This is a genomic window from Vibrio sp. CUB2, from assembly GCF_001557945.1.
In the GTDB taxonomy this organism is placed as follows: Bacteria; Pseudomonadota; Gammaproteobacteria; order Enterobacterales; family Vibrionaceae; genus Vibrio; species Vibrio owensii.
Genome location: NZ_LNRB01000005.1, coordinates 412,653 through 437,500 on the forward strand (window position 1 = coordinate 412,653; position 24,848 = coordinate 437,500).

Here is a 24,848-nt window from a genome sequence, read left to right on the forward strand (position 1 = left end):
GACAGATTATATTTTGGGGAAAATAACACAGCATCCATGCCCTCGCCTTCATCGCTCTGTTAATACCTATGAGCTATATGAATACTCCAACTAAATCCTTATTTGATGCCAACCTATTCATGATATTGGTTGTTGCCCCACTACGAGAGCATACTACTTATTGAGTACATGGTAGCATATAGCTCTGTCTGCTACATGCTTTACCAAACTCAATATCAAGGGCGATCTTCAAAATAGATAGCAATATCTAGTTTTAGAATCATCATTGCTCCAGATTTGAGCTAAGTTGTTTAAATTTGACAACTTATATTCAAATTACATTATTTAATTGAGCCCCTTAAGCGGCCTCTAAGCGTGAAATGATTGCTTCTAGTGGCAAATCTTTCTCTTTTATCATGGCAATCACTTCTGCAATGTCTTGCTCGCGGTTCATTGCTAATGCTTGGTTCACATCATCAATCAGCTGCAGTGCCTCTGTTTTCGACAATTGACGTAACAACGAAATACGGTTGTTTGGAGACATAGCCATCAACTCGGAGGCTGAACCACCTTTTTGCTGGTTCTTATTGTTTTTCATATTGACCTCCGGTTGTGGCTGTTCTCCCACCAAACTGTTTTCCTTTTTAGGATCTGGTTTGGCAGTACCTTCCAACTTAATGACGTTGTTAGTTAAGGATTCTTTTGTTGCTTTAGATTGAGAATCATTGTTTTGATACTTTGTTTTGCTCCCTAACAATTCTGCGTAATAAGCCAACGTCGGCATCATAAAATCCAAGTGCGTTAAGATTTTTGATTCGATCGTCTTCATCTCTTTTGATTTGATGTATACACCCTGCTTACGAGCTTGAAGCGCCAGTGATACTGCGTGTTTGATGGCGGATAGACGATATTCGCCCACTTCATTGAGAGATTTGGTTGCCAATACTTGTTCTTCTTCTTTCGACTTCATCGTGTCGATGCGAGCACGCAATGACTTCACACAGGTTTGGATTAGTCTGTCTTGCGACAATTTAATTGGATTTGGCAATTGCATCGGTGCCGCGATGTTTTGTGCACTTTCGCCTTCTAGCTTGCTTGCCTTCACTTCTCGTTTTACTTCCGCCATGAAGTTGTTTATCGATTTGCAATCCGAAGGCGTCGAACCAGTGAAGATGGGCTTTGCTACCCCATCAATTAATACTTTGAGATGGTTAGTTTGTGTTCTTTCGTAGGAAAATGGGGTATCCGCACCTAAGTAATCAGACAGGAATTTAATCGCGCGTTTTTGATATTTGCTGAACGTTGCTTGTTTACACATAAAAAAATACCTCTCAATGAATCGTTTCGTTGAGAGGTATATTAGTGATGTTTTTTGTTGAATTGAGGTTCGTAAGCTTATGAGATTAATTTGACTTTGCCTCCAATCCTCACTCAAAGGCAACCTAAGGGAAAACTAACTAACAAGCTTATCATTAAATCACTTTAAAATGGGGACTGGATCTTTTTGCATTAGAGTAACTTGTAAAGCCCATAACTAGACCTGAATGGTTTTCAACCAATTAGGTTAGTCATCTTCGTGACAACAGGTTTGATTTCGTCCATTTTCTTTAGCGCGATATAACGCAGCATCGGCACTCTTAAGCCATTGTGTGTGACTCTCGAAGTACGATTTATACTCGCAAACGCCGATACTTATCGTGTAGTTAATCAAAAAGTCTTCAACTTTCACGATTTCTTGCTCGATTCGCTTTCTTAAACGCTCTGCAAAATAGCTCGCCTGCTCTTGATTGGTATGCGGCAGTAGAACAGTAAATTCTTCCCCACCGAAACGCCCACAAACATCACTGCTGCGTGCAGTTTTACGCAATAAGCTAGATGTACGACGAATCACTTCATCGCCAGTGTGGTGGCCATAGGTGTCGTTGACCTTTTTAAAATGGTCAATATCAAAGATCACCAACGAACTTGCCCCTTCAATGACTTTGAGTTGGGCAAACTCTTCTTTCAATGACTGCTCCCAGTACGCACGGTTAAACAACCCCGTGAGGCCATCTTTACGACTGATTTCAGAAAGGTGCTGGTTAGTTTCTCTCAAGTGAATACGGTTACGCGCGGTTTCTGAGACATCGTTGATTTGAATCGCAATGTGGCTCACTTCTCCTGAGAGGGAGCGCAATGGCGTGATCACAATGTCTTGGAACATCAAGTTGCTGCTGTTTGAAACCGGCGAGAAGTTGTTGAACTTAAAAAGATATGGTCGATTTTCCCAGCTAGAGAATGAACGCGTCTCTAGATCCGCCGACGTTTTTAGCTTTGTCTCTAACCATGTTCGAGGTAGATCTTCAAAGTGATCAAATAAGCACTCACCCAAGATGTTTTGCGACAGGATACCGCTGTACGACTGCATGAAACTGTTCCACACACAGACTTTATACTCTTGGTCGAGTACGATAAGTCCAGAGTCCATGGTATCCAGAATTTGGGTAACCCAGTGAAAGTCTGCTATGTCCAGCGTGATTTCGGACATTAGATTAACTCCATGATTTCATAGATGATTTCTACGGATGATTTATCTATCAAAAACAGAACTTCACACTCAAAGTCGAGTGCCTCTGCCATGTAGGTGTATTCGATGGTAAAGAGTTGGCCAGCTTCGCCCTTTTCTTCACTAAAAGGCGTAATGGTTTCAATGAGACCTGGCTGACGCAGAGAGAATTGCTTATCCAGTTGGTTACCTAAAGACGTTAGGAAAGAAGAAACCAACAAGTTAGAAACGTTTAAGATGATTTCATTGTGTGGCGTAAACTCTAACAAGTACCCTAACCGCTCACCGATTTGGTTGATGTCTTTACCGCGCAAGCAAACCAGTGCTTCACCGTGGATACCACCACCTACAAATCGCTGGGCAACCGCCACAGAACTCTCACGCCCGATCACATCCACCAGCGTCATATGAAGCTCGCCATAAGAAAGCGGCCCTACATGAGGCACAGGAAGTTGAATAAATTCGCGTAGATGGTCCGCCATGATTGCTGCGCCTTTGCCTAGCGCAATATTGGCCACCTCACGGAACTTAGATAATGGGGTAATTTCTATGTTTGGCGTTGGTTCAATTTCAACACTAGAACTAAAGGCGTAGTGCAAGCCCAGACTTTCATACAAAGGAACGACTTGTTCTTCAGAGAGTGGTTTTGCAATAAAGTCTATTGCACCAAGATCTAAACAACGTTGTTTGGCTTCTTGCTGGACGTCACCCGAAACGATGACAATCTTAGTTTGATGTTGGCTAACAGGCAGAGACTCTAGTACCTCGAATCCGTCCATTATCGGCATCGTCAAATCTAGAAACAAAACGTCAATATTTTGTTCCGCTAGGATTTTCAACGCCTCGTGACCATCTTGGGCTTCGAGAAGGTGCAATGATGTATCTTGTACGATGGATCGGGAAATCAACTTTCGTGCGACTGCCGAATCATCACAAATCAGTATTTTCATGCCACCAATGGAACTAAAGTCAAAAAAATTATAATACTCGTTGTATCTCAATAGCTCCATATGTTAAGTCGATAAATCATAGAGTTATAGGCGACATGATTCACACTTATGCACATTTTTCACTATGACCGACGTATTTATTGTCGAAGTTTGCTCAAGTGCGCGTCAATCTTCCGCCGTTTATCCTAAACTATTGTTGGTCAAATAGATGAGCGAGGTTTTGTATGTGGCAAGCAATATCGCAACAGCTTTCTGATACCTTAATGTTTGAATATCAAATCACCGAGAAAGTGAAACTTTCAGGCGGCGACATTAGCGAAAGCTACATGATCAATGACGGAGAGCAACGCTATTTCGTCAAACTTAATGATCGGGATTTCTTAGCCAAGTTTGAAGTAGAAGCGGAAAGCCTTCACCTTTTGCGTGAAACCTCTACTCTATTTGTCCCTGAAGTCGTTTTAGTCGGTAAAACTAAGACGCACTCATTTATTATCCTCAATTACCTCCCAACCAAACCGCTTGAAGATGCCAGCAACAGCTTTAAGTTTGGCCAACAACTGGCTCGCCTTCACTTATGGGGCGAACAGAAAGAGTTCGGTTTCGACAGCGATAATTATATCGGGTCGACACTCCAGCCAAATCAATGGCACAAGAAATGGTGCGTCTTCTTCGCAGAGCAGCGCATTGGGTGGCAATTACAATTGCTGAAAGAGAAAGGCGTATCTTTGGTTGATATCGATGACTTTATTGACGTCGTGAAACAGCTTTTAGCAAATCACTCACCTCAGCCTTCTCTTCTGCACGGTGACCTGTGGAATGGAAACGTTGCACTGACCCCTGCAGGACCTATTAGTTTTGATCCAGCCTGTTACTGGGGAGACAGAGAATGTGACCTCGCCATGACCGAGTTATTTGGAGGCTTCCAACCAGATTTTTATCAAGGATATGAATCAGTTGCACCACTTTCGGCTGGCTATGAAGAACGCAAAGATATCTATAACCTCTATCATGTTCTTAACCATTGCAACCTGTTTGGCGGACATTATCTGGAACAAGCGCAATCGATAATTAAGAAGATAATTTCTTATTGATTTGGAAGGAAAAGATCATTGCTGAGTGTAAATTTTCGACGCATATCACTCTAGAGAAAGACCCCAAGCCCAACGTTGGGTTTGGGGTCAACTTTTGTACTTATTTCGACTCAATTAGCAACAAGAGCACCTAATATTCTAAGTAACTCGGCTTACGTTGTATCTCTAACCCTAAGAGACAAGCGAGTAAATAAGGGCTGTATTTTCTCTACAATAAAGTATTAAAAGCCCTGCAATACTAGGAGTTTTTGTATGCAAAATTACACTGAAAGACATGTGAAATGTCCCCACTGTGGGCACTCAATCGGCATCACTCTCGATGCAAGTAATGGTAACCAAGAGTTCTATGATGACTGTCCGGCTTGTTGTCATGCGATTCACCTCAACATGAAAGTTGATGAGTTGCAGCAAAAGGTCGAATTGTTCATTGACGACAACTACGAGTAGGAACTCACATCCCCCCCCTAAAAACAGAAGAAACAAAAAAGGAGCCTCAAGTGCTCCTTTATTATTTTTACCCTGTTACTTTTGCCTAGTTAAACAGAATTAACTATTCCTCGCAGAACTAGAGCTGCTTCGCTGCCAATACACGTTCTACCGTATCAACAATGGCTTGCGTTTGTGGATCGAATTCTACGTTGATTTTTTCACCCACTTGGCGACGACCAAATAAGGTTCTCTCCAGTGTTTCCGGAATTAAGTGTACTGAGAAACGGTTGTCTTCGACTTCACCAATGGTCAGTGAGCATCCATCTAAGCCAATGTAGCCTTTCGCAAGCACGTACTTCATCGACTCTTCTGGCAGCGTAAACCAAATCGTGCGGTTGTTTGGCGTATCAATGACTTCTGCGATTTCTGCCATCAAGCTAATGTGGCCAGACATGCTGTGACCGCCGATCTCGTCACCGAACTTTGCTGCGCGCTCAATGTTGACGCTGTCGCCTTCCGCCAATTCGCCGAGGTTGGTCAGCGCAAGTGTCGCTTGCATTAGGTCAAAGCTGATTTGCGATCCTTCGATTTTCGTTACGGTGAGGCAACAACCGTTGTGCGCGACAGAAGCGCCAATTTCAAGACCTTCATTTAATGCGCCTTCCAGTTCAACAACGTGAGTTTGAAAGCGATCTTTCGTGTCGATATGAACGACTTTAGCCGTACCCTGAACGATTCCTGTAAACATTCTTTTTACCTATTTGTTAGAAGCGACTGATAGCCAAGCTAAACGTCCGCCGAGTGTTTTTACAATCGTCTATCAATTAACCAAAAATCCACATCTTGTGGGTATGGTATCTGAGCATACAATTGTTTATCATCTGCGCGGAGTTCCACCGAGGCATTTTTTCACCTTATAGTGACTAAAATCAACCATCAGATCAGTTCATCACATCTTTTGTCCTCGAGCACTCTCTTTCGATTCAAATTATTTCTTTTACAATATATTGTTCCGCTCTGGAGTATTTCGTGCATCGCTATAAAGAAGAAGCATCGAGTCTTATTAAATTAGCTACCCCTGTGTTGATCGCTTCTGTCGCGCAGACGGGGATGGGATTTGTCGATACCGTAATGGCAGGTGGCGTCAGCGCGACCGACATGGCTGCGGTATCAGTGGCTGCAAGTATCTGGCTTCCATCAATTCTATTTGGTGTGGGTTTATTGATGGCGCTTGTACCAGTGGTTGCTCAGCTCAACGGTTCAGGTCGCCGAGTTAAAATCCCATTCGAGATCCAACAAGGCATTGTACTTGCGCTACTGATCAGCATTCCAATCATCGGAGTGTTATTCCAAACCCAGTTCATTCTTGGGTTAATGGATGTCGAAGCAGCAATGACAGAGAAAACCATTGGCTATATCCATGCGGTTATTTTTGCTGTACCAGCGTTCTTGCTGTTCCAAACCTTACGCAGCTTTACTGATGGTATGTCTCTAACGAAGCCTGCGATGTTCATCGGCTTTATCGGTTTGATGCTGAACATCCCACTTAACTGGATTTTCGTTTACGGTAAATTCGGCGCACCTGCACTAGGCGGTGTGGGCTGTGGTGTTGCAACCGCGATCGTCTACTGGGTGATGTTTGGCTTACTGCTTCTTTACGTAACCACTTCTGCACGACTAAAAAGCATCAACCTGTTTGGCGAGTTCCACAAGCCTCAACTAAAGGCTCAAATTCGTCTATTCAAACTGGGCTTCCCTGTTGCTGCGGCGTTGTTCTTTGAAGTGACGTTGTTCGCAGTGGTTGCGCTTTTGGTTTCGCCACTCGGTTCGATCATTGTTGCCGCGCACCAAGTTGCGATTAATTTCTCTTCACTTGTTTTCATGTTACCAATGAGTGTGGGTGCCGCAGTGAGTATCCGCGTTGGCCACCGTTTGGGTGAAGAAAACGTTGATGGCGCACGTGTTGCTTCTCGTGTAGGTGTGATGGTCGGTCTCGCTCTTGCCATGATGACGGCAATTCTAACTGTTGTGTTCCGTGAGCAAATTGCCCTGCTTTACACCAATAACCCTGAAGTTATCGAACTGGCGATGGTGCTATTACTGTTTGCAGCAATTTACCAATGTACCGATGCAGTACAAGTTATTGCGGCAGGTGCGCTGCGCGGTTACAAAGACATGCGCGCGATCTTCAACCGTACCTTTATTGCGTACTGGTTACTTGGTCTGCCAATCGGCTACGTATTAGGTCGTACAGACTGGATTGTTGAGCCTATGGGCGCACAAGGTTTCTGGTTAGGCTTTATCATTGGTCTATCGTCGGCGGCATTCCTACTAGGTATTCGCTTGCGTTGGATGCACCGCCAAGACCCTGAAGTGCAATTGAATTTCTCTCAGCAGTAGTTCAAACTTCGACTATCAAATCTTAAAGCCAGCGAACGCTGGCTTTTTTGATCTCTCCCGCTCGTCACAAAGTATACTTATCTAAGTGATTAAAAAGGAAATGCTGTGAGAAGTTCACTTGTTGCTACGGCGCTTTTATTATCGACAAGCTTACTCACTGGGTGTAACGAATGGTTTAACCCAGAGAAAGCGGTATTCGAAAAATACAATCAACGCTTAGCGAACGTGTTAGACACATCAGAATCTGACCTAGAGGCCTCTCCTGCTGTCACGGTTCCTGAGAAAAGAGAACTGTTTCAAGAGCTCCCTCGCCTTTCACTTGGCTTGTTGGAAAGCTATCAATTACGTCAATGTGGCCTGTTCAACTTGCTTGCAGAAAAGAACTCGCAATTGGGTAAAGTTCAAGACGCCTTTTACGATTTCGACTATCAAACCAATCTGCTCAGAACGCTGAATGGTTGTTTGAATGATTACCCATTGAGTGACGAAGAAAGCACAAAGCTTAGCGGGTTGTACGATCAGAAATGGCATCACCTAAGCGTACATCTCGACAATATGTTGCTGACTAGCGATGCCATGCGCAAGCAATTAACCGGCTCTCAATGGTTGCCGATGGAAAGCAAAGACCAAGTCGCCCACGTTCGAGACGCTTTCTTAGCTTTGGATGAAATCTACCAAACGCCTTATCGCACCCTTTCTCGCTTACCCGACGTAACGATAGTGAACTATCAAGAAGAGATTGAAAAAACACGTCTCGTTGGACGACTGTATTACACCTTGATTGATGCGACCCATTGGCTAGAACAAACCACACAAATGCTCGAAGCAAACCAAGACAAAATTATTTGTGGTGCTAACCGAGACACCACGCAGTTTCGCTATTTGAGAAACGTATTTCAGTCGATTTATGTCGGCGAGGTTCAACCTTATATGGCGTTTGTCGACAGTACTTATCAGCAGCTCGATGGCGGGATTAACTTAGTCGAACAAAGAATGGCCGCACAGGGTGCAAATTACGGTATTGAAAAAGCACATGACCAATTTCGACAAAAGACATTGGAGCATGTGCAATTCTGGAAAGACTTATTTAAACGCTGCGGTGTCAGTGTTGGCAATCAGTAGCTTCGATTTATTGAGGAACACGCTCTCTTAGGAATCGGGCAAACCGTGGTTTTCCATTATGGGTATAGCCGTTAAAACGAAATGTGATTGTTGAGCCGATTCGTGGCGGCGACTTTCTTACATCATCGGTAAAGCCACTGCCAATGTAAAACTCTGTCCCATTGCTCAAACGCACCAATAACGCTCCCATCATTCCCAGCAAACGTCCCGTCCCTGGTTTGTAACCGACCACTAAGGCTTCTGCATCTTCAAAGCGTTTGAGCTTGAGTAAATCACTGCCTCTTCCTGCCTGATAACGGCTTGATACCTTTCTCAACATGACACCTTCACCGTCAGATTGCGAAATTTGGTCGAGTTGTTCGAACAAATGTTTCTCATCTTGAATTGCACGATGCTCAACGTACTTGATATGAGGCGCGTCAATCGCAAACACTAGGTCCTGAATGTTGTAGTACCGCTTTCTGTAATCACCGGCCGAATAAGGCATATCAAACAGCATGAAATCGATTCTTTGCCATGCACTGTCTACCGGTGTTCTGTCTAAAACCGTCTGCTGAACAAGATGGAAGTTACCTCGCCCAGCCCACAATTCGCCATCTAAAGGATAATCAGGTAACACTCGGATAAACCAATCTGGCGCGTAAATGCGATTACCATTTCGCGTCACTAAATGTTGTCCCGTCCAATACGCCCGAATGCCATCGAGCTTTTCGCTATACCAGTATTGGGATACGTCTATTCCGTCTTGATAGGAATCGGCAAGTGAAACAGGTGGTAGTAAGTTGGGATCAGCTTGAGGCTGGGCGGAAGCTATTACAGCGAGGGCAATCAATGTCATTCTTAATGGCATGCGGGAACCTTGTACGAAAAAGCACCTCTATTGAACCGTACCTCTCTTCAAACGCCTAACCCACATTTTACGTTCTACGACTCAACGCAACACTCATAAGCAAATAAATGCAACTAAATACATAAAGATCGGATCGAATTAGCATTTATAAACCCCTAAAACGATTCACTTTTTTGATTCTCATATTGAGAAAAACCAGATTCTCAATATGAAACATCGCTCTAAACTTATTTAATGCCCTGTAATTAAAGGATTTTTTATTTGGCACGTTCCCTGCTCTATCCAAATCAGGAAATCGAATAAATGGAGAAAGCATCATGGAACTACGTAAACTTGAAACCACCCCAAATACGCTAACTATCGAATTTTTTGGTGACCTAGATGCAAAGGGCTGCCGTCAAGCACAACATCAAATTGATGAGGTGATTCACAGTGACGATCACAAGGAAGTAGAAATCAACCTGCAACACGTCCAATTTCTTGATTCTTCAGGGATTGGTGCCATTGTTTATCTATATAAGCGCCTAGTTGAACGTGAGCGTAGCATGATTATTGAAAACGTATCAGGACAGCCATTGGAGATCATGAGCCTGTTACGCATCAATCACGCTATCCCGGTCAATTCAAAAGGTCATTAAAAAATACCGGTTAATACGGAGGTTGGCATGGTGAATCTTTTACGACAAAGTGTGTTTTGTAGTCTCGTTGTCGGCATGTTTGGTTGCTCAACGTTTAACTACCCTGATCATGGTAAGGGTGGCATGGCTGAAAGCTACCAAGATATTTCTATCGAGAATTATCAGTTTTCACCAGTGATGCCCGACGAGCCTCTTGGCCCTGAGCACGGTTTACGTTTCGATTGGCAGTTAACTAAACTGCATTTGGATGCTTTGATTCAAGAAGGCGCACGCTGGTGTTTCCCTGCAGCCGTCGTGCAGGCACTTGAGAAACAAAACCGTATCGCTCGTGAGTTGGAAGGTGGACTACTTCTTGATGCAGCTAACGACATCGTGATTCAGCGCCGACGCCTAAACCAGCTTGAGCAACAACTCGATTACGTATTATCGCAAACTACGTGTAAACCACCACAGGACATAGAAGCATTGCGCAGTGACCTAAACATCGTTGCGGACATCTATGACCTTCTGAACGTAGACAACCAATTCGCTGTCGACTCTGCGGAGATCAACCCAAAATACATGGGACATCTTGCTGAGGCGGCTTATATCCTTCGTGACCATCCATCTTTATCTCTGGTCGTAACCGGACATGCAGACGCCACGGGCACACCGGAATACAACCAAAAATTGGCTCAAGACCGAGCAGAGCAAGTTAAGCGTTACTTGAATGTATTCGGCATCACCTCTGACCGTGTGCAAACCAAATCCGTGGGTGAAACACTGCCTCTTTACGAAGGGCAAACACCAGCGGTTCGTTTGACTAATCGCCGCGTGAGCATAGAAGTCCTGAACGCTAATTCAGACACAAGCGCAGAAATGGGAGGCACGCTATGAGAATCCTCAAAGCCATTACCACCCTACTGATGCTGTGCTTAATCACCATCAATACGGCTTGGGCAGCGGAAGATGACGTGGTTAAAGTCGGCGACTTGGTACAAATCAACCTTCCCGGTGAAGCATCGCTGAATAAAGGTTTCCAAGTTGATAAACGTGGTCGCATCAATCTGCCAGAAATCGGTCCGGTTTTTGTTGCGGGTTACAACGAGACTCAGCTTCAAAATGTCATCACCGATAACCTTAAAACTGTGTTCCGCGATGTAAGTAACGCACGCGTATTCATCAAACAACAACAGCTATTGATTTCAGTACAAGGCTACGTGGTCAAGCCGGGCGAATATACGCTTCCATCTGGCTCCAATATTCAAATGTTCCTGTATGAAGCTGGCGGTCTACGTGCTGGTGCTCAGCTTGATAAAATCATCGTAAAGCGTGGCAATAAGAACATTGAGTTCGACTACAAACGCTTCCTCGATACCGGTGACGATTCAAAACTGCCAACTCTAGAATCATTGGACGTTCTTTTCGTCCCTGCTTCACCATTGGTGGGTAACATTGAACAAGAATTCGATGCAGCGAAACTGGCAAACTCGGGCGACAGTGCTGATTCTGCTCGCGCAATTAAAGTGTTTGGTGAAGTAAACGCACCGGGCTCATTTACCTACAAACCCAACACGACACTTGTCGATGTGGTCATGCGCGCTGGCGGTGTTACCCGTTACGCTAGTGTCGAACAAATCCGCGTTATCACCAACAACACACCGATTATGTTTAACCTAAAGCGCTACCTTGATACAGGCGACCAGAGCTTGCTGCCAGAGATCCTTCCGGGTGCAACCATCTTTGTGCCAAAGCAGGAAGAAGAAATCAAAGCTGGCGCGAATGTGGTTTACGTGATGGGTGAAGTGGCTCACCCTGGTGCTTACGAAGGCAAAAAAGGCGCGAGCTTTATGGACATTCTTGCCAACGCAGGTGGTCCAACACGTTTTGCAGAATCTCGCCAAATCCGCGTTATCAAAGCGGATGGTGGTGTCATCAATTTCGACTTAACCGCTCACACCGAAGGGCTGTCTAAGCAAAAAGTACCGACAGTTGGCCCAGGTGACGCTATCTTCGTCCCTGAAAAAACCGACATGAATGAAAAGTCATGGTTAAAGGTTGCACCAAGTCGTGCAGTCGCTGTAATGGGTGAAGTGGTTCGCCCGGGTCGTATCGAATGGTCAGACGAAATGGACTTGATCGATTTGATTGCCCATGTGGGCGGCCCTACTCGCCGTGCGGACACCAGTAAGATTGAAATATCCAACAACGGTAAAGTGACTAAGTTTGATTTGGATAAATACATCCTACAAGGCTCACCACATTCTAAGTTGCCAAGGGTTTCAGCAGGCACAGTGGTTCGTGTTCATGCGTTACCAGACGATCCATCAGACAACAAATCACAATGGGTCAGCCAAAGCTCTGATGCATCGATTTACGTGTTCGGTCAAATCAACGCGCCGGGTCGTTACCGCTTTACCAAAGAGATGCATTTCCTAGATATCTTGTCTGCGGCTGATGGTCCTACCAAAGATGCTGATATTCATAACATCCGAGTGACGCATCGTGGTTTGGGGTACGCAAAAGTAAGCAAACTTAACCTATCGCTTTACTTTGAAACTGGCGATGAATCGATTCTGCCAGATGTACGCCCTGGCGATACTATCTACATTCCAGAGAAAGATAAGAACTGGCTAGATCGCTCTAAAGAATCCACAGTTCGCGTTCTGGGTGAAGTACATGCACCGGGTCGCTATGTCTTCAATGACAACATGACCATTCTTGACCTGCTTGCTGAAGCTGGTGGACCGAGTGACAGTGCTTACGTTGAGAAGATCAGTGTGGTTAACATGTCTTGCTGCCAAGGTCAGGCGCGTGTGTTTAACTTGGTTGAATTCAGCAAAACCGCCAATATTTACGACCTGCCTGTGATTCGTGCCGGTGATACGATTTACGTTCCGCACAAAGACGAAAGTTTTGCTGAGAAAGCCCGTGCTGGTTTACGTGACTTGCTACAAATCACCACCACCATAGTGTTAATAGGAGCGCTGTAATGACTATTCCTGCAACACATGCTGAGATTGAGCAAATCTATCTTCAAAGCGAGCTCAAGGGCTACAGGTCAATTAGTGTGGTGGCTTGTCAGTCTGAAGATGGGGTTACGTCTGTGGCTTCCGCACTGGCAGAACGCTTGATTCTTGCGGGTCATAAAACACTTTATGTCGACTTGAACCTGTTCAAGCCCGCTTACAGCACGGTTCATGCTTTTGAAGAAGAGCCGGAAGAAGTCGGACAATTGATCTCTCGTGAGGAAGACCATCAAACGCTGGTAGGGTTAACCGTCCCTTCCCTTGCGAGCACACAACTCGCCTATCGCGACCCAACCATGTTGCGAAAGGCGGTCGATAAGTGGCTTGAGCAATACGACCGAGTGGTAATTGACACTTCACCGCTACTGAGCATGAACCGCAGCAACATTCCTGCCCAAGTCGTTGCAGGCGTTTGCGATACTTGTGTACTGGTTGCAAGTTATGGCTCAACGACTACGAGCCAAATCGACCAAGCTAAAAAGCTATTAGAAACCAGCAATGCCAATCTGCTAGGCGCTGTGCTCAACATGAAGCACAACGCAGGTTTAAAAGACGAACTGATTCGTCAGGTGAAAAAACTGCGCTTTTTGCCAGAGAAGCTGAAAGCGAGAATATCGAAACAAATAAAGAACAGCGAATTATTTACCTTATAGGGAGCGCGCACTATGAATACTCAAACTGATGTAACGTTGGAGCAAGAATTGGTCGACGAGTTGATTCTTCAGCAAATGATCAAAGACACCTGTGCGGAAATCATGCCTACCTTAATAGAGCACTATATTGAGGAATCTCGTGAGCGCGTCGAAAAGATCCAGCAGGCACTCAACAGCCAAGACAAAGAAGCGATGGAGTTTGAAGTCCACACGCTTGGTAGCTCTGCACTTGCCTTAGGCAATCGCACTCTATCGCGTCACGCTCGCACCATCGAGAAATACTGTGTTGAAGGTGATACAAAACAAGCTTTTGAGCTTTGCCAATCCTTACCAGAACTGGCAGAACAGTCTTTTACCGCGCTAAACCAAAGAAAAGAGCAAGGGTTTGAAGACTAACAACAAATTTCAGGGATTTAATTAACTAAAAAATATAGAATTTTCTGCAATCCTCACAGCGTGTGCTAATACTTAAATATAAAGATTCTCAAAATGAGAATCGAAAAGAAGCCATCAGCTTGAGGCAAGAAAAACGAACTTATCATGACAGCATGAACCTCAAGCCGACTTAACGCATTAAAACAACGAATTGAAGAAAGTTGGGAAAGGATTATGAGACCAAGGGTGTTACTGGTAGAAGACTCTACTTCACTAGCCATACTTTATAAGCAATACGTCAAGGATGAGCCTTACGACATCTTCCACGTAGAAACGGGACGTGAGGCGATTCAATTCATTGAGCGGAGCAAACCGCAACTTATCATTCTCGACCTTAAACTTCCGGACATGTCGGGCGAAGACGTGTTGGACTGGATTAATGAAAACGAGATCCCGACATCCGTTATCATCGCAACGGCGCACGGCAGTGTCGATCTCGCGGTCAATCTTATCCAGAAAGGCGCGGAAGACTTCCTAGAGAAGCCCATCAATGCTGACCGTTTAAAAACCTCAGTCGCTCTTCACTTAAAACGCGCGAAATTAGAAAATCTCGTCGAGAACATTCAATCAACCTTCGATCGCCACAACTACCATGGCTTTATTGGCTCTAGCCTGCCGATGCAAGCAGTTTACAAGACCATTGATGCGGTTGCTCCAACCTCTGCAAGCGTGTTTATCGTTGGTGAAAGTGGCACGGGTAAAGAAGTGTGTGCAGAAGCCGTTCACAGACAAAGCGATCGCAGAGACAAACCTTTTATTGCCATTAACTGTGGCGCTATCCCACGCGATTTGATGGAAAGTGAAATTTTCGGTCACGTTAAAGGCGCATTTACCGGTGCAACCACCGACCGTAAAGGTGCTGCAACGCTAGCCCACGGCGGCACACTATTCCTAGACGAACTGTGTGAAATGGAACTTGAGATGCAGAAAAAACTTCTACGTTTTCTGCAAACAGGGACTTACACCCCGCTTGGTGGCACCAAAGAGATGAAGGTGGATGTACGGATTATCTGTGCAACTAACCGAGATCCATTGACCGAAGTGGAAGAAGGTCGTTTCCGCGAAGACTTGTACTATCGTGTGCATGTTGTGCCAATCGATATGCCGCCACTTCGCGAACGTGGTAGTGACATTGTCACGCTAGCTAAGCATTTCTTAACCACTTACGCGAAGCAGGATAAGAAGAAGTTCAACAATATCGACAGCGAAGCCCAACATGTGATTAAGCATTATGACTGGCCGGGCAATGTGCGTCAGTTGCAAAACATCATTCGCAACATTGTCGTGTTGAATGACGATGACAAAGTGACGCTGGCACACCTACCCGCTCAACTGACTCGCAAGCCGTCAAAAGCACGCACTGTCACTTCACCTCATGTTGAAAGTGCTCAAGTAGCCGCGGTAAATCCAGTCTCCACTGCAACGCCAATGCAAGCACAACCATTAGAAAGTGCGCTTGTAGAAACATCTGCGCAACCGGAGTTCTCCTCAACTATGGTTGCGAACGAAGTGGCTCCAGCAAGCCCTGCGGCACAAGTGTCATCACCTTACTTCAATTCCGATGGCACCATTCGTCCAATGTGGAAAGTTGAGCGAGAGGCGATTCAAAACGCCATTGCGTATTGTGATGGTAACGTGCTTAACGCGGCGGTGATGTTGGAGCTTAGCCCTTCCACTGTGTATCGCAAAAAACAAGCGTGGGAAGCGGATGAAGCTAATCTCGAACAATCTTGAGATCCCAATCGTTGGCGAAGTTTGGATTCTGCTGGATAGCCGCATTTACGGTGGCATTGAAAGCCATGTCGTCGAACTCGCCACTGGGTTGCAGTCCTTTCATGTTAATGTACGAGTTGTGTTGGTGGTGGAATACGATCCACCAGCACCACTTATCGACAAATTAAACCAAGCTCAAATCCCTGTGAGTTATTTGTGGCACCTATGCCCAAAGTCAGAGCGGTCAAAAACCATTCCAGTCAAACAAATCACTGGCGCGGTGGCTGAGCATCAACCCAGCGTTATTCATACCCATGGTTACAAAGCGGCACTTTTAGCTAGAAGCGCAAAGCTATTCACTCGTACTTTCCCCCGTTTAATCTCCACCTACCACGCCGGTGAAACACCAACGGGCAAAGTTTGGGCGTATGACTGGCTCGACCGATATTCCGCGCGGCTCTCTGTTCACAGCTTTGCGGTGAGTCAGGCCATTCAAGACAAGCTCCCCACTCAATCAGAATTGCTCAATAACTTTGTTACGATTCCCGAACAGCATTGTCGCTACAAAGAAATCGCATTTGTTGGTCGCCTAAGCCATGAGAAAGGTGCAGACCGCTTCATCGATATTGCCCGCCAAATTCCTGATGTCGAGTTCTCAATTTATGGTGACGGCCCCGAAAAACCGAGACTCGTAGAAAGTGCACCAACCAACGTGATATTTCACGGCCATCAAAGTGACATGGATGCCGTTTGGCGCAATATCAGCGTTCTCGTCATTTCATCGCGCTATGAGGGCTTGCCAATGGCGGCGTTAGAGGCGATGGCTCGTGGTATCGTTGTGATAAGCCTTGACGTTGGTCGCCTTCCTGATTTGATCCAAGATGGTCAAAATGGATTCCTCGCCCACGATATTCCGGCACTAACCGACAAGATCAATAACTGGTTGGAAATGAGTCATAGCGAACAATACCCAATGCGCCACAAAGCGATTGAGACCATCAAAGCGCACTATTCCTCTCGCAGCATCATTCCTATTCTGATTGAACGCTACCAAATTGAGAATCACACTTGATGCATATCCATTGTCAAATTGAGAAGTTTCGTATCTAATTTTCACACCCACTTCATTTCCCATTCAAAAACAGACACTTAAATCAATAGCATATTTTGGCATCTCGGTTGCAATAGCTAATCCAAACAGATTGGCTAACCGAGGTAACGACTATGACTACTCCAAAACGCATTCTTTACGTTCATTATGGTGATAACTGGATTCGCGGCAGCGAAGTAGTACTGCTTGACCTCATCACAAATATTGACCGCGACCAGTACCAACCGATTGTCTGGTCAAACTGCGAGCCTTTGATTGAGAAATGCAAATCCTTAGGTATCGAAGCAGAACATTCGAACTTCAGCCTTGTTGGCGGTTGGAACACACCTCGCTGGGACATCAGCGGCTGGAATGATTTGATCAAACAAGGCACAGCGTTGATCGAAAAGCACAACATTGACCTTGTCCACGTAAACAGTGGCGGCCCATGCCAATGGATGTGCCTAGCTGCTCGCATGAATCACATCCCTTTGGTAACGCAACTTCACTGCCACTACACCTTGCGTGACCGCTTCTCACTGGGTCTGCACCTTTCACCAAAATTGATTTGTGTGAGTAAAGACGTGGGTCACGAGATTCTCAAAGATGGCTATCCAGAAGAACATCTTCATGTCGTTCATAACGGCGTGTCATTGGAGAGTCACGATGCACCTATCGATGTCAAGGAGCGTCTGGGCATTCCTCACCAAGCGTTCACCTTTATTTCGGTTGGATCTCTCATTAAACGCAAAGGCTTTGACCGCTTAATCCAAGCCATGCGTATGCACAACTACCATCAACATAGTCCACATTTGGTGATTGTTGGTGATGGTGAAGAACGTATCGCATTGAAGCAGCTAGCCGTTGATTTGGGTGTGGAGGATCGTGTGCATTTTGTTGGTGAACAACACAACGCCGGAGATTGGATGAAAGGTAATGTAGATGCCTTCATCAGTGGCGCTTACGAAGAGGCATTTGGTCTTGTTCTTGGTGAGGCAGCACTCGCGAAGTTACCAATCATCGCGCCAAAAACAGGTGGCATCCCGGAATTGTTTGAGCACAACCACAGTGCCCTATTGTTCGCTAATCACGGTATGGCAAGTCTGTTAAATGCGATTCAGCAGATGATTCAAGATGCGTCGCTACGAAATAAGCTAGCCGAGAATGCGCATCAACACGCGAATCAACATCTGACGGTTTCTGCCTCAGTCAAAGCGATTGAAGATATTTACCGCGATGAACTGACGCAGAAAGAACTGACACCCATGCCTGTCAGCCACTGCATGAAACCAATTTCGCGCTGGTTAAACATCAACTAAGGAGCTCACCATGAAACGTATATTGATGTTTGACGCCATCCCAATGCAAGGCGGCTCCAAAATTGCCAACGCTGAGTTGATTAAACAGTGTGACCAACGTGATGTGATTAGCTATGTCGCGACGACAAATCCAGAACACTGGACTGCCACATTCAGCTCAAACCCTCGCGTACAGGTACTGAAAATCAAGCGTTCTCCAATCACGTCGCATCATGGTATCGCTCATTGGTTGATGAACTGTTTTTACCTGGTGCAGCTGATTTTGGTGACGTTCAAACTTCCAAAACTCGATTGGTTTATGGGTTTGTCTTCACCAAACAACGACATGCCTTTGTACCTGCTTCGTCTGTTCAATCGCAAACCTATCGTGCAAATGGTGCATGGTCCGATCGGCGTGTCTCGCTCGTCTGGCTACTGCTTAGTAAAGGCGTCTGCGATTCATTATTTGTCGAACACTCGTGCTTCGATGATTGATGCGCTTACTGCCTATTTAAAAATGCCAAAACTGGCGGTAGAGCGTTTTTGGACAACCTTAAACACCTCTTCTTTTGTGAACGGCTTGTCTTCAGAACGCGCACCAAAGCAAGCGAACCCAATCTCTAATCGAGTGTTCTGGGCTGCCAGCCTTTTGAAATGGAAGAACGTTGACCTATTGCTCGACGCGATGAAGTTGGATGAGTCAGCGAACCTAAATGCGACCATCTGTTACATCAAACCTAACATTGAAGGCGTTGAATGTTCAAAGCCAGATTTCACTCAGGCAAACATTGAATGGCACGAATCGCCAGACAACCTTGACGAGCTACGTGCACAGTGTGGGGTGTTTGTGTCGACCAGTGAGAGCGAACCTTTTGGGTTATCAATTTTAGAGGCGTTAGCCGCTGGTATGTGTGTCGTGATTCCACATGACGACAGCTATTGGGATCGAGTGTTAACCCATGGCAAGAACTGCATCAAGTACACACCGAAAGACGCCGCATCTCTTCACAATGCCATTCGACTTTTAAACGAAGCGCCTTGGCTAAAAGTCACCATGGGGATGGAAGCACTGAACGTTGCGAGTTTATACACCGCAGAACGTTGTTACTTCGATATTACCCAACAGCTTTGTACTGACCCGACTAATAAAGCTCAAGACAGCGCAAAGAAGCGCGACAACGTCAAAGGATATGACCATGTCTAAAGCCATGACCAATATGTCACTGTTCGCCATTGCGTTGGTGATCAACAAAAGCATCAGCTTAATCATGCTGCCAGTGCTTCCTCAGTTTCTCTCACCCGAGCAAATGGGCAAACTTGAGTTACTAACCTCTTTTGGTGTTGTGACAGCCCTACTTGCGAGCATGGCAATGCACGAGGCGCTGTACCGCTTTGTTGGTGTAGAGAAAGATGGCGATAAGAAAGTGACCATGCTCAATCAAATCTACTCGCTTTCTGTCTGGATCGCAGCAGCGATTGGCTTGGTTTTATTGTTTGCGATTCTAGTTGCCCCGATTCCTAGTCCTTTTTCTCAATTTGAATTTATCGTGCTGATGTTAGCAATTATCTTGGAAGGCGCGATTGGTATCGGTACTGCTTGGCTGCGCATGCAAGATGACAAAGCAAAAACGCTGCTTAGCGTGATGGTCACCACCACCGTCCTCCAAGTTGTATTCATTGTCACCGCTTTAATGATTCACCCACACGTCATTTCTGTCTTGCTTGGTGGCCTACTGGCTGCCGTTATCCAATTTACCTGGCTACACATTATCAATAAATACAGAGTTGTCATGCCTGACATGGCGATCGCAAAGCAACATCTGCATTACTGCATCCCTGTCATGATGTCTGCGCTGGTTGCTTTTTGCTTGAATGGTGCCGAGCGTTGGTTCATTGGAGCGAACGCTTCACTAGCAACACTTGGTGTTTACGCGATTGCTGTGAAGTTTGCAATTGGCATGTGTATTTTGGTTCAACCATTCGGTATGTGGTGGATGCCACGTCGATTTGCGTATCTAGAGCGTAATCGTGGTAAAGAAGCCGTTAGAATTTCTCACTTCGGTATGATTTATATTGCAGCACTCACGGTTTTAGTTGCGACCTTGGCCTTCATTATGATCAGCCAGTTTTTACCAGAAACGTACCAAGAAGCCGCGCTTTACACCTTGTTCCTTCTGCCAATCGCCATGATCAAAGAATGGAGCGAGCTACTGAATATCGCGATTCTTTACAAACGTCGCACTCGCTGGTTACTGGGAATCAACGTCGTTGCCGCTGGCGTCGCAATTACTCTTCTATTTTCGCTTTCTTCTCTTGGTATTTATGGCGTATTCATCGCGCTTTACTACGCGCAACTAGCCAAACTGGCGATGACATTCGTGATTGGACAACAGTGCATGCAGCTTCCTTTCCACCTAAGTTTGATGGTCGCATTACAAATCATCTCAGGAGTGGCATTGTTCCTGCTTTACTCTACTCAATCCATTGGAAGCGCGATCGTGATTTGCATTTTGACATGCACACTGTTTGCAGGCATCGCCTTCCGATACATGTCTAAGGAAACACGTAACAATCTTGTGATGAGATTAAGAACGGAAGCGAAAAGAGTGACGTTATGAATGCCACGGATGTGAGACCAACCCAAATCATCGCTGCGATCACCATTACTGTGGTTATCGCTTTAGCGTGGTTGGTGATGCCACATCCAATTTTGATTGTCGCAATTTGTTTTGCCCCTCTTGCCATCTTGTTTGTGCTCAACCAAACCTTTTGGCTTGTGACTCTGTTCGTTATCTTCTCTTTCTTTCGAATTCACGAAGCGTTTCCCGTTATCTACAACTTCAAAATCCCGCTGTTGTTGTCTTTAGGTGCACTTGGCGCGTTATCTTTTCATCTATTGATCAGTCGTCAGCTATCGGTCTTCTGGCACCCTTCTTTAAAGTGGCTGTTCATCTTCTGGGCGTTAGTTATCATCGGTATTGTGTTCGCCTCAGCACGCGACATCGCGATTACCGTTTTCAAGAATACGTATTGGAAGATCATTGTGATGACACTGGCGATCACTTGGCTTATCACCACACCTAAACAGCTCGCACAAATGTCAAAAGCGATTATCGTTGCTGGGCTGTTGGTCGGACTCGTTGCACTTTATAACGCCACTAACGGCATTGATATTGTCGAAGGAACGCGCGTGTCGATTGGCCGGTCGTTCGGCTCGGTATTAGGCGACCCCAATGACTTAGCGCTGGTTTTGATGTTCCCCCTCGCCTTTACGGTGAGCCAATTGGTCGAGAAACGGTCGTCCATGTGGCTGCGAGGGTTCGCGCTGCTCACTTGTATCATTCTGTTTATGTCTATCCTTGAGACACAAAGCCGCGGTGGTCTATTGGGAGCACTGTCAGTCTTCGCGTATTTCGCGTTCAAACACATCAAGAGTAAGGCATTGGTTGTCTTCCTAGGCTTAGTCGCGGCTTTGATTCTTTATGCTGTCGCAGGGATCTCTGGGCGAGCATCGGGCGGCGCTGCAGAAGCCGGTATTGATGCATCGGCAATGGGACGTTTGTACGCTTGGGAAGCGGCTTTCAAAATGGCACTCGACAATCCGATAACCGGCGTTGGTTTAGAGAACTTCTACTACAACTATTTCTTCTATAGCCCGCATTGGGATGGCATTAACCACGCGGTGCACAGTACTTGGTTTGGTGTACTGGCTGAAACCGGTTTTGTTGGTTTAGCGGTTTTCATTACTCTGATTGTTTCTCTGGTAAAAACGTCATTAAGTTCCATTTCACTTCTGACTGAGAAGTCGCACTTCACGCTTTCTGTAGGTGCAAACGCGGTATTGAGCGGACTTATCGGCACCATAGTCTCGGGGACCTTCCTCACTCAAGGCTTCACTTGGCCGATTTACATACTTGCCGCACTAACCATAGTGATAAATCGCATCGTTCAAACTGATTGTCAAAATGAGAAATCTTCACCTTCTCAAATTAAGAAATAAGCTAACCACTTGTTTTAATGAAACTTATCCCCTTGGCACACATCGTGATACGTCTCTGAGTAACAACAACTAATCAATTGGCTCAAGGAGAGAACGATGACAGATATCGTAGTATTTGGAGAAGACTTCGGCGGCTTGCCATCTTCCACTCAACATCTGATAAAGCACCTAGCGAACAACCATCGTATTCTTTGGGTCAACTCGATCGGCTTAAGACAACCAAAGTTCACACCGAAAGACGCTAAACGCCTCGTCACCAAACTGACTGGTTCAGTCAAACAACAAGACAAGGTCCAAACGCCTTTCGGTCGTGAAGAAGACGCAAACATCCACACCATTACTCTGTTGACGATTCCTGCTCCCAAATCGAAATGGGCACGGAGCGTCGCAACAAAAATGATGAAGCATCAACTGAGCAAAAAGCTGAATGCGCTTGGCTTTCAACATGCCGTTTTTTGGACATCACTACCTACCGCTGTGGATATTTGCCGAGAAATGAGCACCAAAGGCATTGTTTATTACTGTGGAGACGACTTTGGCGCGCTAGCAGGTGTGGATCATCAAACCGTTTTGGAACATGAAGCAGACCTGATTAATAGTGCAGACCTGATTCTGGCCGCGAGTGACAAACTTGCCGCTGAGTTTCCACAAGAGAAGACCGTTACCCTACCGCATGGTGTGGATTTCAGTTTGTTCTCAGAGCCAGCAGACAAAGCGCAAGATATGCCAAACAATGGTCGTAAGGTCCTTGGTTTTTATGGCAGCCTATCAGAATGGTTAGATTACCGTTTGATAGAGCAAGTGGCCGATAAAGCTCCGGATTGGGACTTGGTCTTTATTGGTCCAAATGAATTTCCTCACAACCCGTTGCCACAACGAAGCAACATCCATTACCTAGGACCACGAGCACATCAAGATTTACCTAGCTACTCACAGCATTGGGATGCGAGTTGGCTGCCATTCGTCGATAACGCGCAAATTCAAGCCTGTAATCCACTTAAACTGTTGGAATACCTTGCAACAGGTACACCAATCATCAGTACGGCTTTCCCAGCACTTAAGCCCTACCAACACATGTTGCATGTTGTAGCGGACGTGGATGATGTTTGTGCAAGCCTCAATCACTTACTCCCACCACCAGAAGGATCACTCTCGATCATCCAACAACAAAGTTGGCAATCAAGAGCACGTCAAGTTGAGCAATTAGTGAGGGCGTTATGAACGATTTAAGAGACAACATCACCCTATTACTACACGGTGCGTGGCGACGTCGTTACCTGATTGTCATTCCTATGTTGGTGTTACCAATCTTGGGGTTGGTAGTCAGTAAAATGATGCCAACGAAATATGTGGCGCACACGAGCATGTTGATTCAAGAAACAGCCAAGATGAACCCGTTCCTTGAGGATCTTGCCGTCTCGACCATGCTAAAAGACCGCTTGAGCGCGTTAAGTACCCTACTTAAAAGCCGTCATGTGCTGTATTCGGTTGCGCAAGAGCAAGGCTTGATTGACGACACCATGGGTCCGAAAGAGCAAGAGTTCATCATTAAAGATCTTGCTAATCGTCTAACGGTTCAACAGCTTGGCAAAGACTTCATTCAAATCCAGTTAACCAGTGGTAAATCTGAAGGCATGGAAGAAGTGCTTGGCTCAGTCAGCGACCATTTTGTGGAGCAGTTGCTTGCGCCAGAGCGCTCTTCGATTAAAGACTCAAGCCACTTTCTCACTATTCACATCGATAAACGCCGCGAAGAACTAGATAAGGCTGAACAAGCTTTTGCCGAGTACAAAAACGCTTACTCGCACGCGACACCAGAGATGCAAGCGCAAAGCCTGACTCGTCTAGCGAGCCTAAAGCAAACATTGGCAGAGAAAGAAGCGGAACTGGCAGGGGTAAAACGCAGCTTGGGTAGCTTGGACCAACAGCTTTCGAAGACCAACCCAGTGATCGGTAAGATTGAGGAGCAAATCATCGAGATCCGCAGTGAACTCACCCTACTTCGTGCCAAGTACACAGAAGCGCACAGTATGGTTCAAGGTAAGCTACGCGAGCTAAATCGCCTAGAGCAAGAGCGTTCGGTTCTACTCAACTCAAAACAACCAGAGATGAACAGTAATCAGCTTTGGGATATCGCCAGTACAGCAACGGTAAGCAATATTGGTGATGCGCAACCTCTGCTTGTTTCTCAGCTTCATCAATTGCAAATCATGCGCGGTCGATACGAATCGCTTCAGGAAGAAACCATTAGCCTGCAAAGTATGATTCAGGAGCTCGAAGCCAATGCAAACCGTTTTGGTAGTACCGCAACTGAAATCAACCGCCTTGCTCGCGACGTGACAGTAAAACGCGAGTTGTATGACGAACTGGTTGAACGTTTTGAAATGGCACAGCTCACCGGATCTTTAGGTGTGTTTGAGGAAAACAAACGTGTGAAAGTCATTGATGAACCTTACACACCAACGATTCCTTCCAACCTACCTGCGTTTGTGTTTGTCATTTTGGGATTCATTGGCGGCGCAGGCTTAGGGATCGGCTTGGCAACTATTGTTGAACTGGCTGACAATTCGATTCGCTCTCGTAAAACACTCGAGAAACACCTTGGGGTACCAGTGATTACGACCATTCCAAAAATAGCCTTTTAGAC

Annotated in this window: 22 protein-coding genes; 17 read left to right on the forward strand and 5 right to left on the reverse strand. The window is 45.7% G+C overall.

Going from position 1 to position 24,848, the window contains the following annotated elements; translation table 11 throughout:
* Positions 1–337: 337 nt before the first annotated feature.
* From ATB78_RS10800 to ATB78_RS10810, 3 genes are all read right to left on the reverse strand, one after another.
* On the reverse strand, positions 338–1,297 hold the full coding sequence (locus tag ATB78_RS10800) for a hypothetical protein (RefSeq protein WP_061008661.1): 960 nt from the start codon (positions 1,295–1,297) through the stop codon (positions 338–340).
* 246 nt (positions 1,298–1,543) lie between these two features.
* Positions 1,544–2,506, reverse strand: a complete 963-nt coding sequence (locus ATB78_RS10805; RefSeq protein ID WP_020197995.1) for a GGDEF domain-containing protein — start codon at positions 2,504–2,506, stop codon at positions 1,544–1,546.
* Positions 2,506–3,474 (reverse strand): response regulator, encoded by a 969-nt coding sequence (locus ATB78_RS10810; protein ID WP_061008700.1) that lies wholly within the window; start codon positions 3,472–3,474, stop codon positions 2,506–2,508. Before ATB78_RS10810 ends, ATB78_RS10805 begins: the two co-directional genes overlap by 1 nt.
* A 224-nt stretch (positions 3,475–3,698) precedes the next feature.
* Between ATB78_RS10810 and ATB78_RS10815 the strand changes: the two genes are divergently transcribed.
* Both ATB78_RS10815 and ATB78_RS10820 read left to right on the forward strand, forming a co-directional pair.
* Positions 3,699–4,565: a fructosamine kinase family protein gene (locus ATB78_RS10815; protein WP_009706070.1), complete on the forward strand. Its 867-nt coding sequence runs from the start codon at positions 3,699–3,701 to the stop codon at positions 4,563–4,565.
* Between the two features lie 252 nt (positions 4,566–4,817).
* A complete protein-coding gene (locus ATB78_RS10820; protein WP_005427574.1) occupies positions 4,818–5,012 on the forward strand; it encodes a CPXCG motif-containing cysteine-rich protein in 195 nt (64 codons plus the stop codon).
* 118 nt (positions 5,013–5,130) lie between these two features.
* Here ATB78_RS10820 and ATB78_RS10825 read toward each other — a convergent pair whose 3' ends face one another.
* Positions 5,131–5,742 carry a riboflavin synthase gene (locus tag ATB78_RS10825; RefSeq protein WP_061008662.1) on the reverse strand — a complete coding sequence of 204 codons (612 nt, stop codon included), beginning with the start codon at positions 5,740–5,742 and terminating at the stop codon, positions 5,131–5,133.
* Between the two features lie 281 nt (positions 5,743–6,023).
* Between ATB78_RS10825 and ATB78_RS10830 the strand changes: the two genes are divergently transcribed.
* On the forward strand, positions 6,024–7,394 hold the full coding sequence (locus ATB78_RS10830; RefSeq protein WP_009706068.1) for an MATE family efflux transporter: 1,371 nt from the start codon (positions 6,024–6,026) through the stop codon (positions 7,392–7,394).
* A gap of 105 nt (positions 7,395–7,499) precedes the next feature.
* Positions 7,500–8,516, forward strand: coding sequence for a DUF3080 domain-containing protein (locus tag ATB78_RS10835; RefSeq protein ID WP_061008663.1), 1,017 nt, complete (start codon positions 7,500–7,502; stop codon positions 8,514–8,516).
* Positions 8,517–8,523: 7 nt separating this feature from the next.
* Here the strand turns inward: ATB78_RS10835 and ATB78_RS10840 are convergent, their stop codons facing one another.
* Positions 8,524–9,366: a DNA ligase gene (locus ATB78_RS10840; RefSeq protein WP_005440958.1), complete on the reverse strand. Its 843-nt coding sequence runs from the start codon at positions 9,364–9,366 to the stop codon at positions 8,524–8,526.
* A 317-nt stretch (positions 9,367–9,683) separates the two neighbouring features.
* Here ATB78_RS10840 and ATB78_RS10845 point away from each other — a divergent pair, with 317 nt between their 5' ends.
* From ATB78_RS10845 to ATB78_RS10905, 13 genes are all read left to right on the forward strand, one after another.
* Positions 9,684–10,004, forward strand: coding sequence for an STAS domain-containing protein (locus ATB78_RS10845; protein ID WP_005440957.1), 321 nt, complete (start codon positions 9,684–9,686; stop codon positions 10,002–10,004).
* Positions 10,005–10,031: 27 nt separating this feature from the next.
* Positions 10,032–10,880: an OmpA family protein gene (locus ATB78_RS10850; RefSeq protein ID WP_020198006.1), complete on the forward strand. Its 849-nt coding sequence runs from the start codon at positions 10,032–10,034 to the stop codon at positions 10,878–10,880.
* Positions 10,877–12,976, forward strand: coding sequence for an SLBB domain-containing protein (locus ATB78_RS10855; RefSeq protein ID WP_009706064.1), 2,100 nt, complete (start codon positions 10,877–10,879; stop codon positions 12,974–12,976). The genes ATB78_RS10850 and ATB78_RS10855 overlap by 4 nt, the downstream gene beginning before the upstream one ends.
* Positions 12,976–13,665 (forward strand): AAA family ATPase, encoded by a 690-nt coding sequence (locus tag ATB78_RS10860; protein WP_061008664.1) that lies wholly within the window; start codon positions 12,976–12,978, stop codon positions 13,663–13,665. The genes ATB78_RS10855 and ATB78_RS10860 overlap by 1 nt, the downstream gene beginning before the upstream one ends.
* A 12-nt stretch (positions 13,666–13,677) precedes the next feature.
* Positions 13,678–14,061 (forward strand): Hpt domain-containing protein, encoded by a 384-nt coding sequence (locus tag ATB78_RS10865; RefSeq protein ID WP_005440949.1) that lies wholly within the window; start codon positions 13,678–13,680, stop codon positions 14,059–14,061.
* A 213-nt stretch (positions 14,062–14,274) separates the two neighbouring features.
* Positions 14,275–15,834, forward strand: a complete 1,560-nt coding sequence (locus ATB78_RS10870; protein ID WP_061008665.1) for a sigma-54 dependent transcriptional regulator — start codon at positions 14,275–14,277, stop codon at positions 15,832–15,834.
* Complete coding sequence (locus ATB78_RS10875; protein ID WP_061008666.1) at positions 15,809–16,885, forward strand: glycosyltransferase family 4 protein; 1,077 nt, start codon at positions 15,809–15,811, stop codon at positions 16,883–16,885. Before ATB78_RS10870 ends, ATB78_RS10875 begins: the two co-directional genes overlap by 26 nt.
* A gap of 152 nt (positions 16,886–17,037) precedes the next feature.
* Positions 17,038–18,222 (forward strand): glycosyltransferase, encoded by a 1,185-nt coding sequence (locus ATB78_RS10880; RefSeq protein ID WP_061008667.1) that lies wholly within the window; start codon positions 17,038–17,040, stop codon positions 18,220–18,222.
* A gap of 10 nt (positions 18,223–18,232) precedes the next feature.
* Complete coding sequence (locus ATB78_RS10885) at positions 18,233–19,405, forward strand: glycosyltransferase (protein WP_061008668.1); 1,173 nt, start codon at positions 18,233–18,235, stop codon at positions 19,403–19,405.
* Complete coding sequence (locus tag ATB78_RS10890; protein ID WP_061008669.1) at positions 19,398–20,819, forward strand: lipopolysaccharide biosynthesis protein; 1,422 nt, start codon at positions 19,398–19,400, stop codon at positions 20,817–20,819. The genes ATB78_RS10885 and ATB78_RS10890 overlap by 8 nt, the downstream gene beginning before the upstream one ends.
* Positions 20,816–22,201, forward strand: a complete 1,386-nt coding sequence (locus ATB78_RS10895; protein WP_041055776.1) for an O-antigen ligase family protein — start codon at positions 20,816–20,818, stop codon at positions 22,199–22,201. The genes ATB78_RS10890 and ATB78_RS10895 overlap by 4 nt, the downstream gene beginning before the upstream one ends.
* Before the next feature lie 96 nt (positions 22,202–22,297).
* On the forward strand, positions 22,298–23,422 hold the full coding sequence (locus ATB78_RS10900; protein WP_061008670.1) for a glycosyltransferase: 1,125 nt from the start codon (positions 22,298–22,300) through the stop codon (positions 23,420–23,422).
* Entirely contained in the window at positions 23,419–24,846 is a 1,428-nt protein-coding gene (locus ATB78_RS10905; protein ID WP_061008671.1) for a chain-length determining protein, read from the forward strand. Before ATB78_RS10900 ends, ATB78_RS10905 begins: the two co-directional genes overlap by 4 nt.
* The last annotated feature ends 2 nt before the right edge of the window (positions 24,847–24,848 follow it).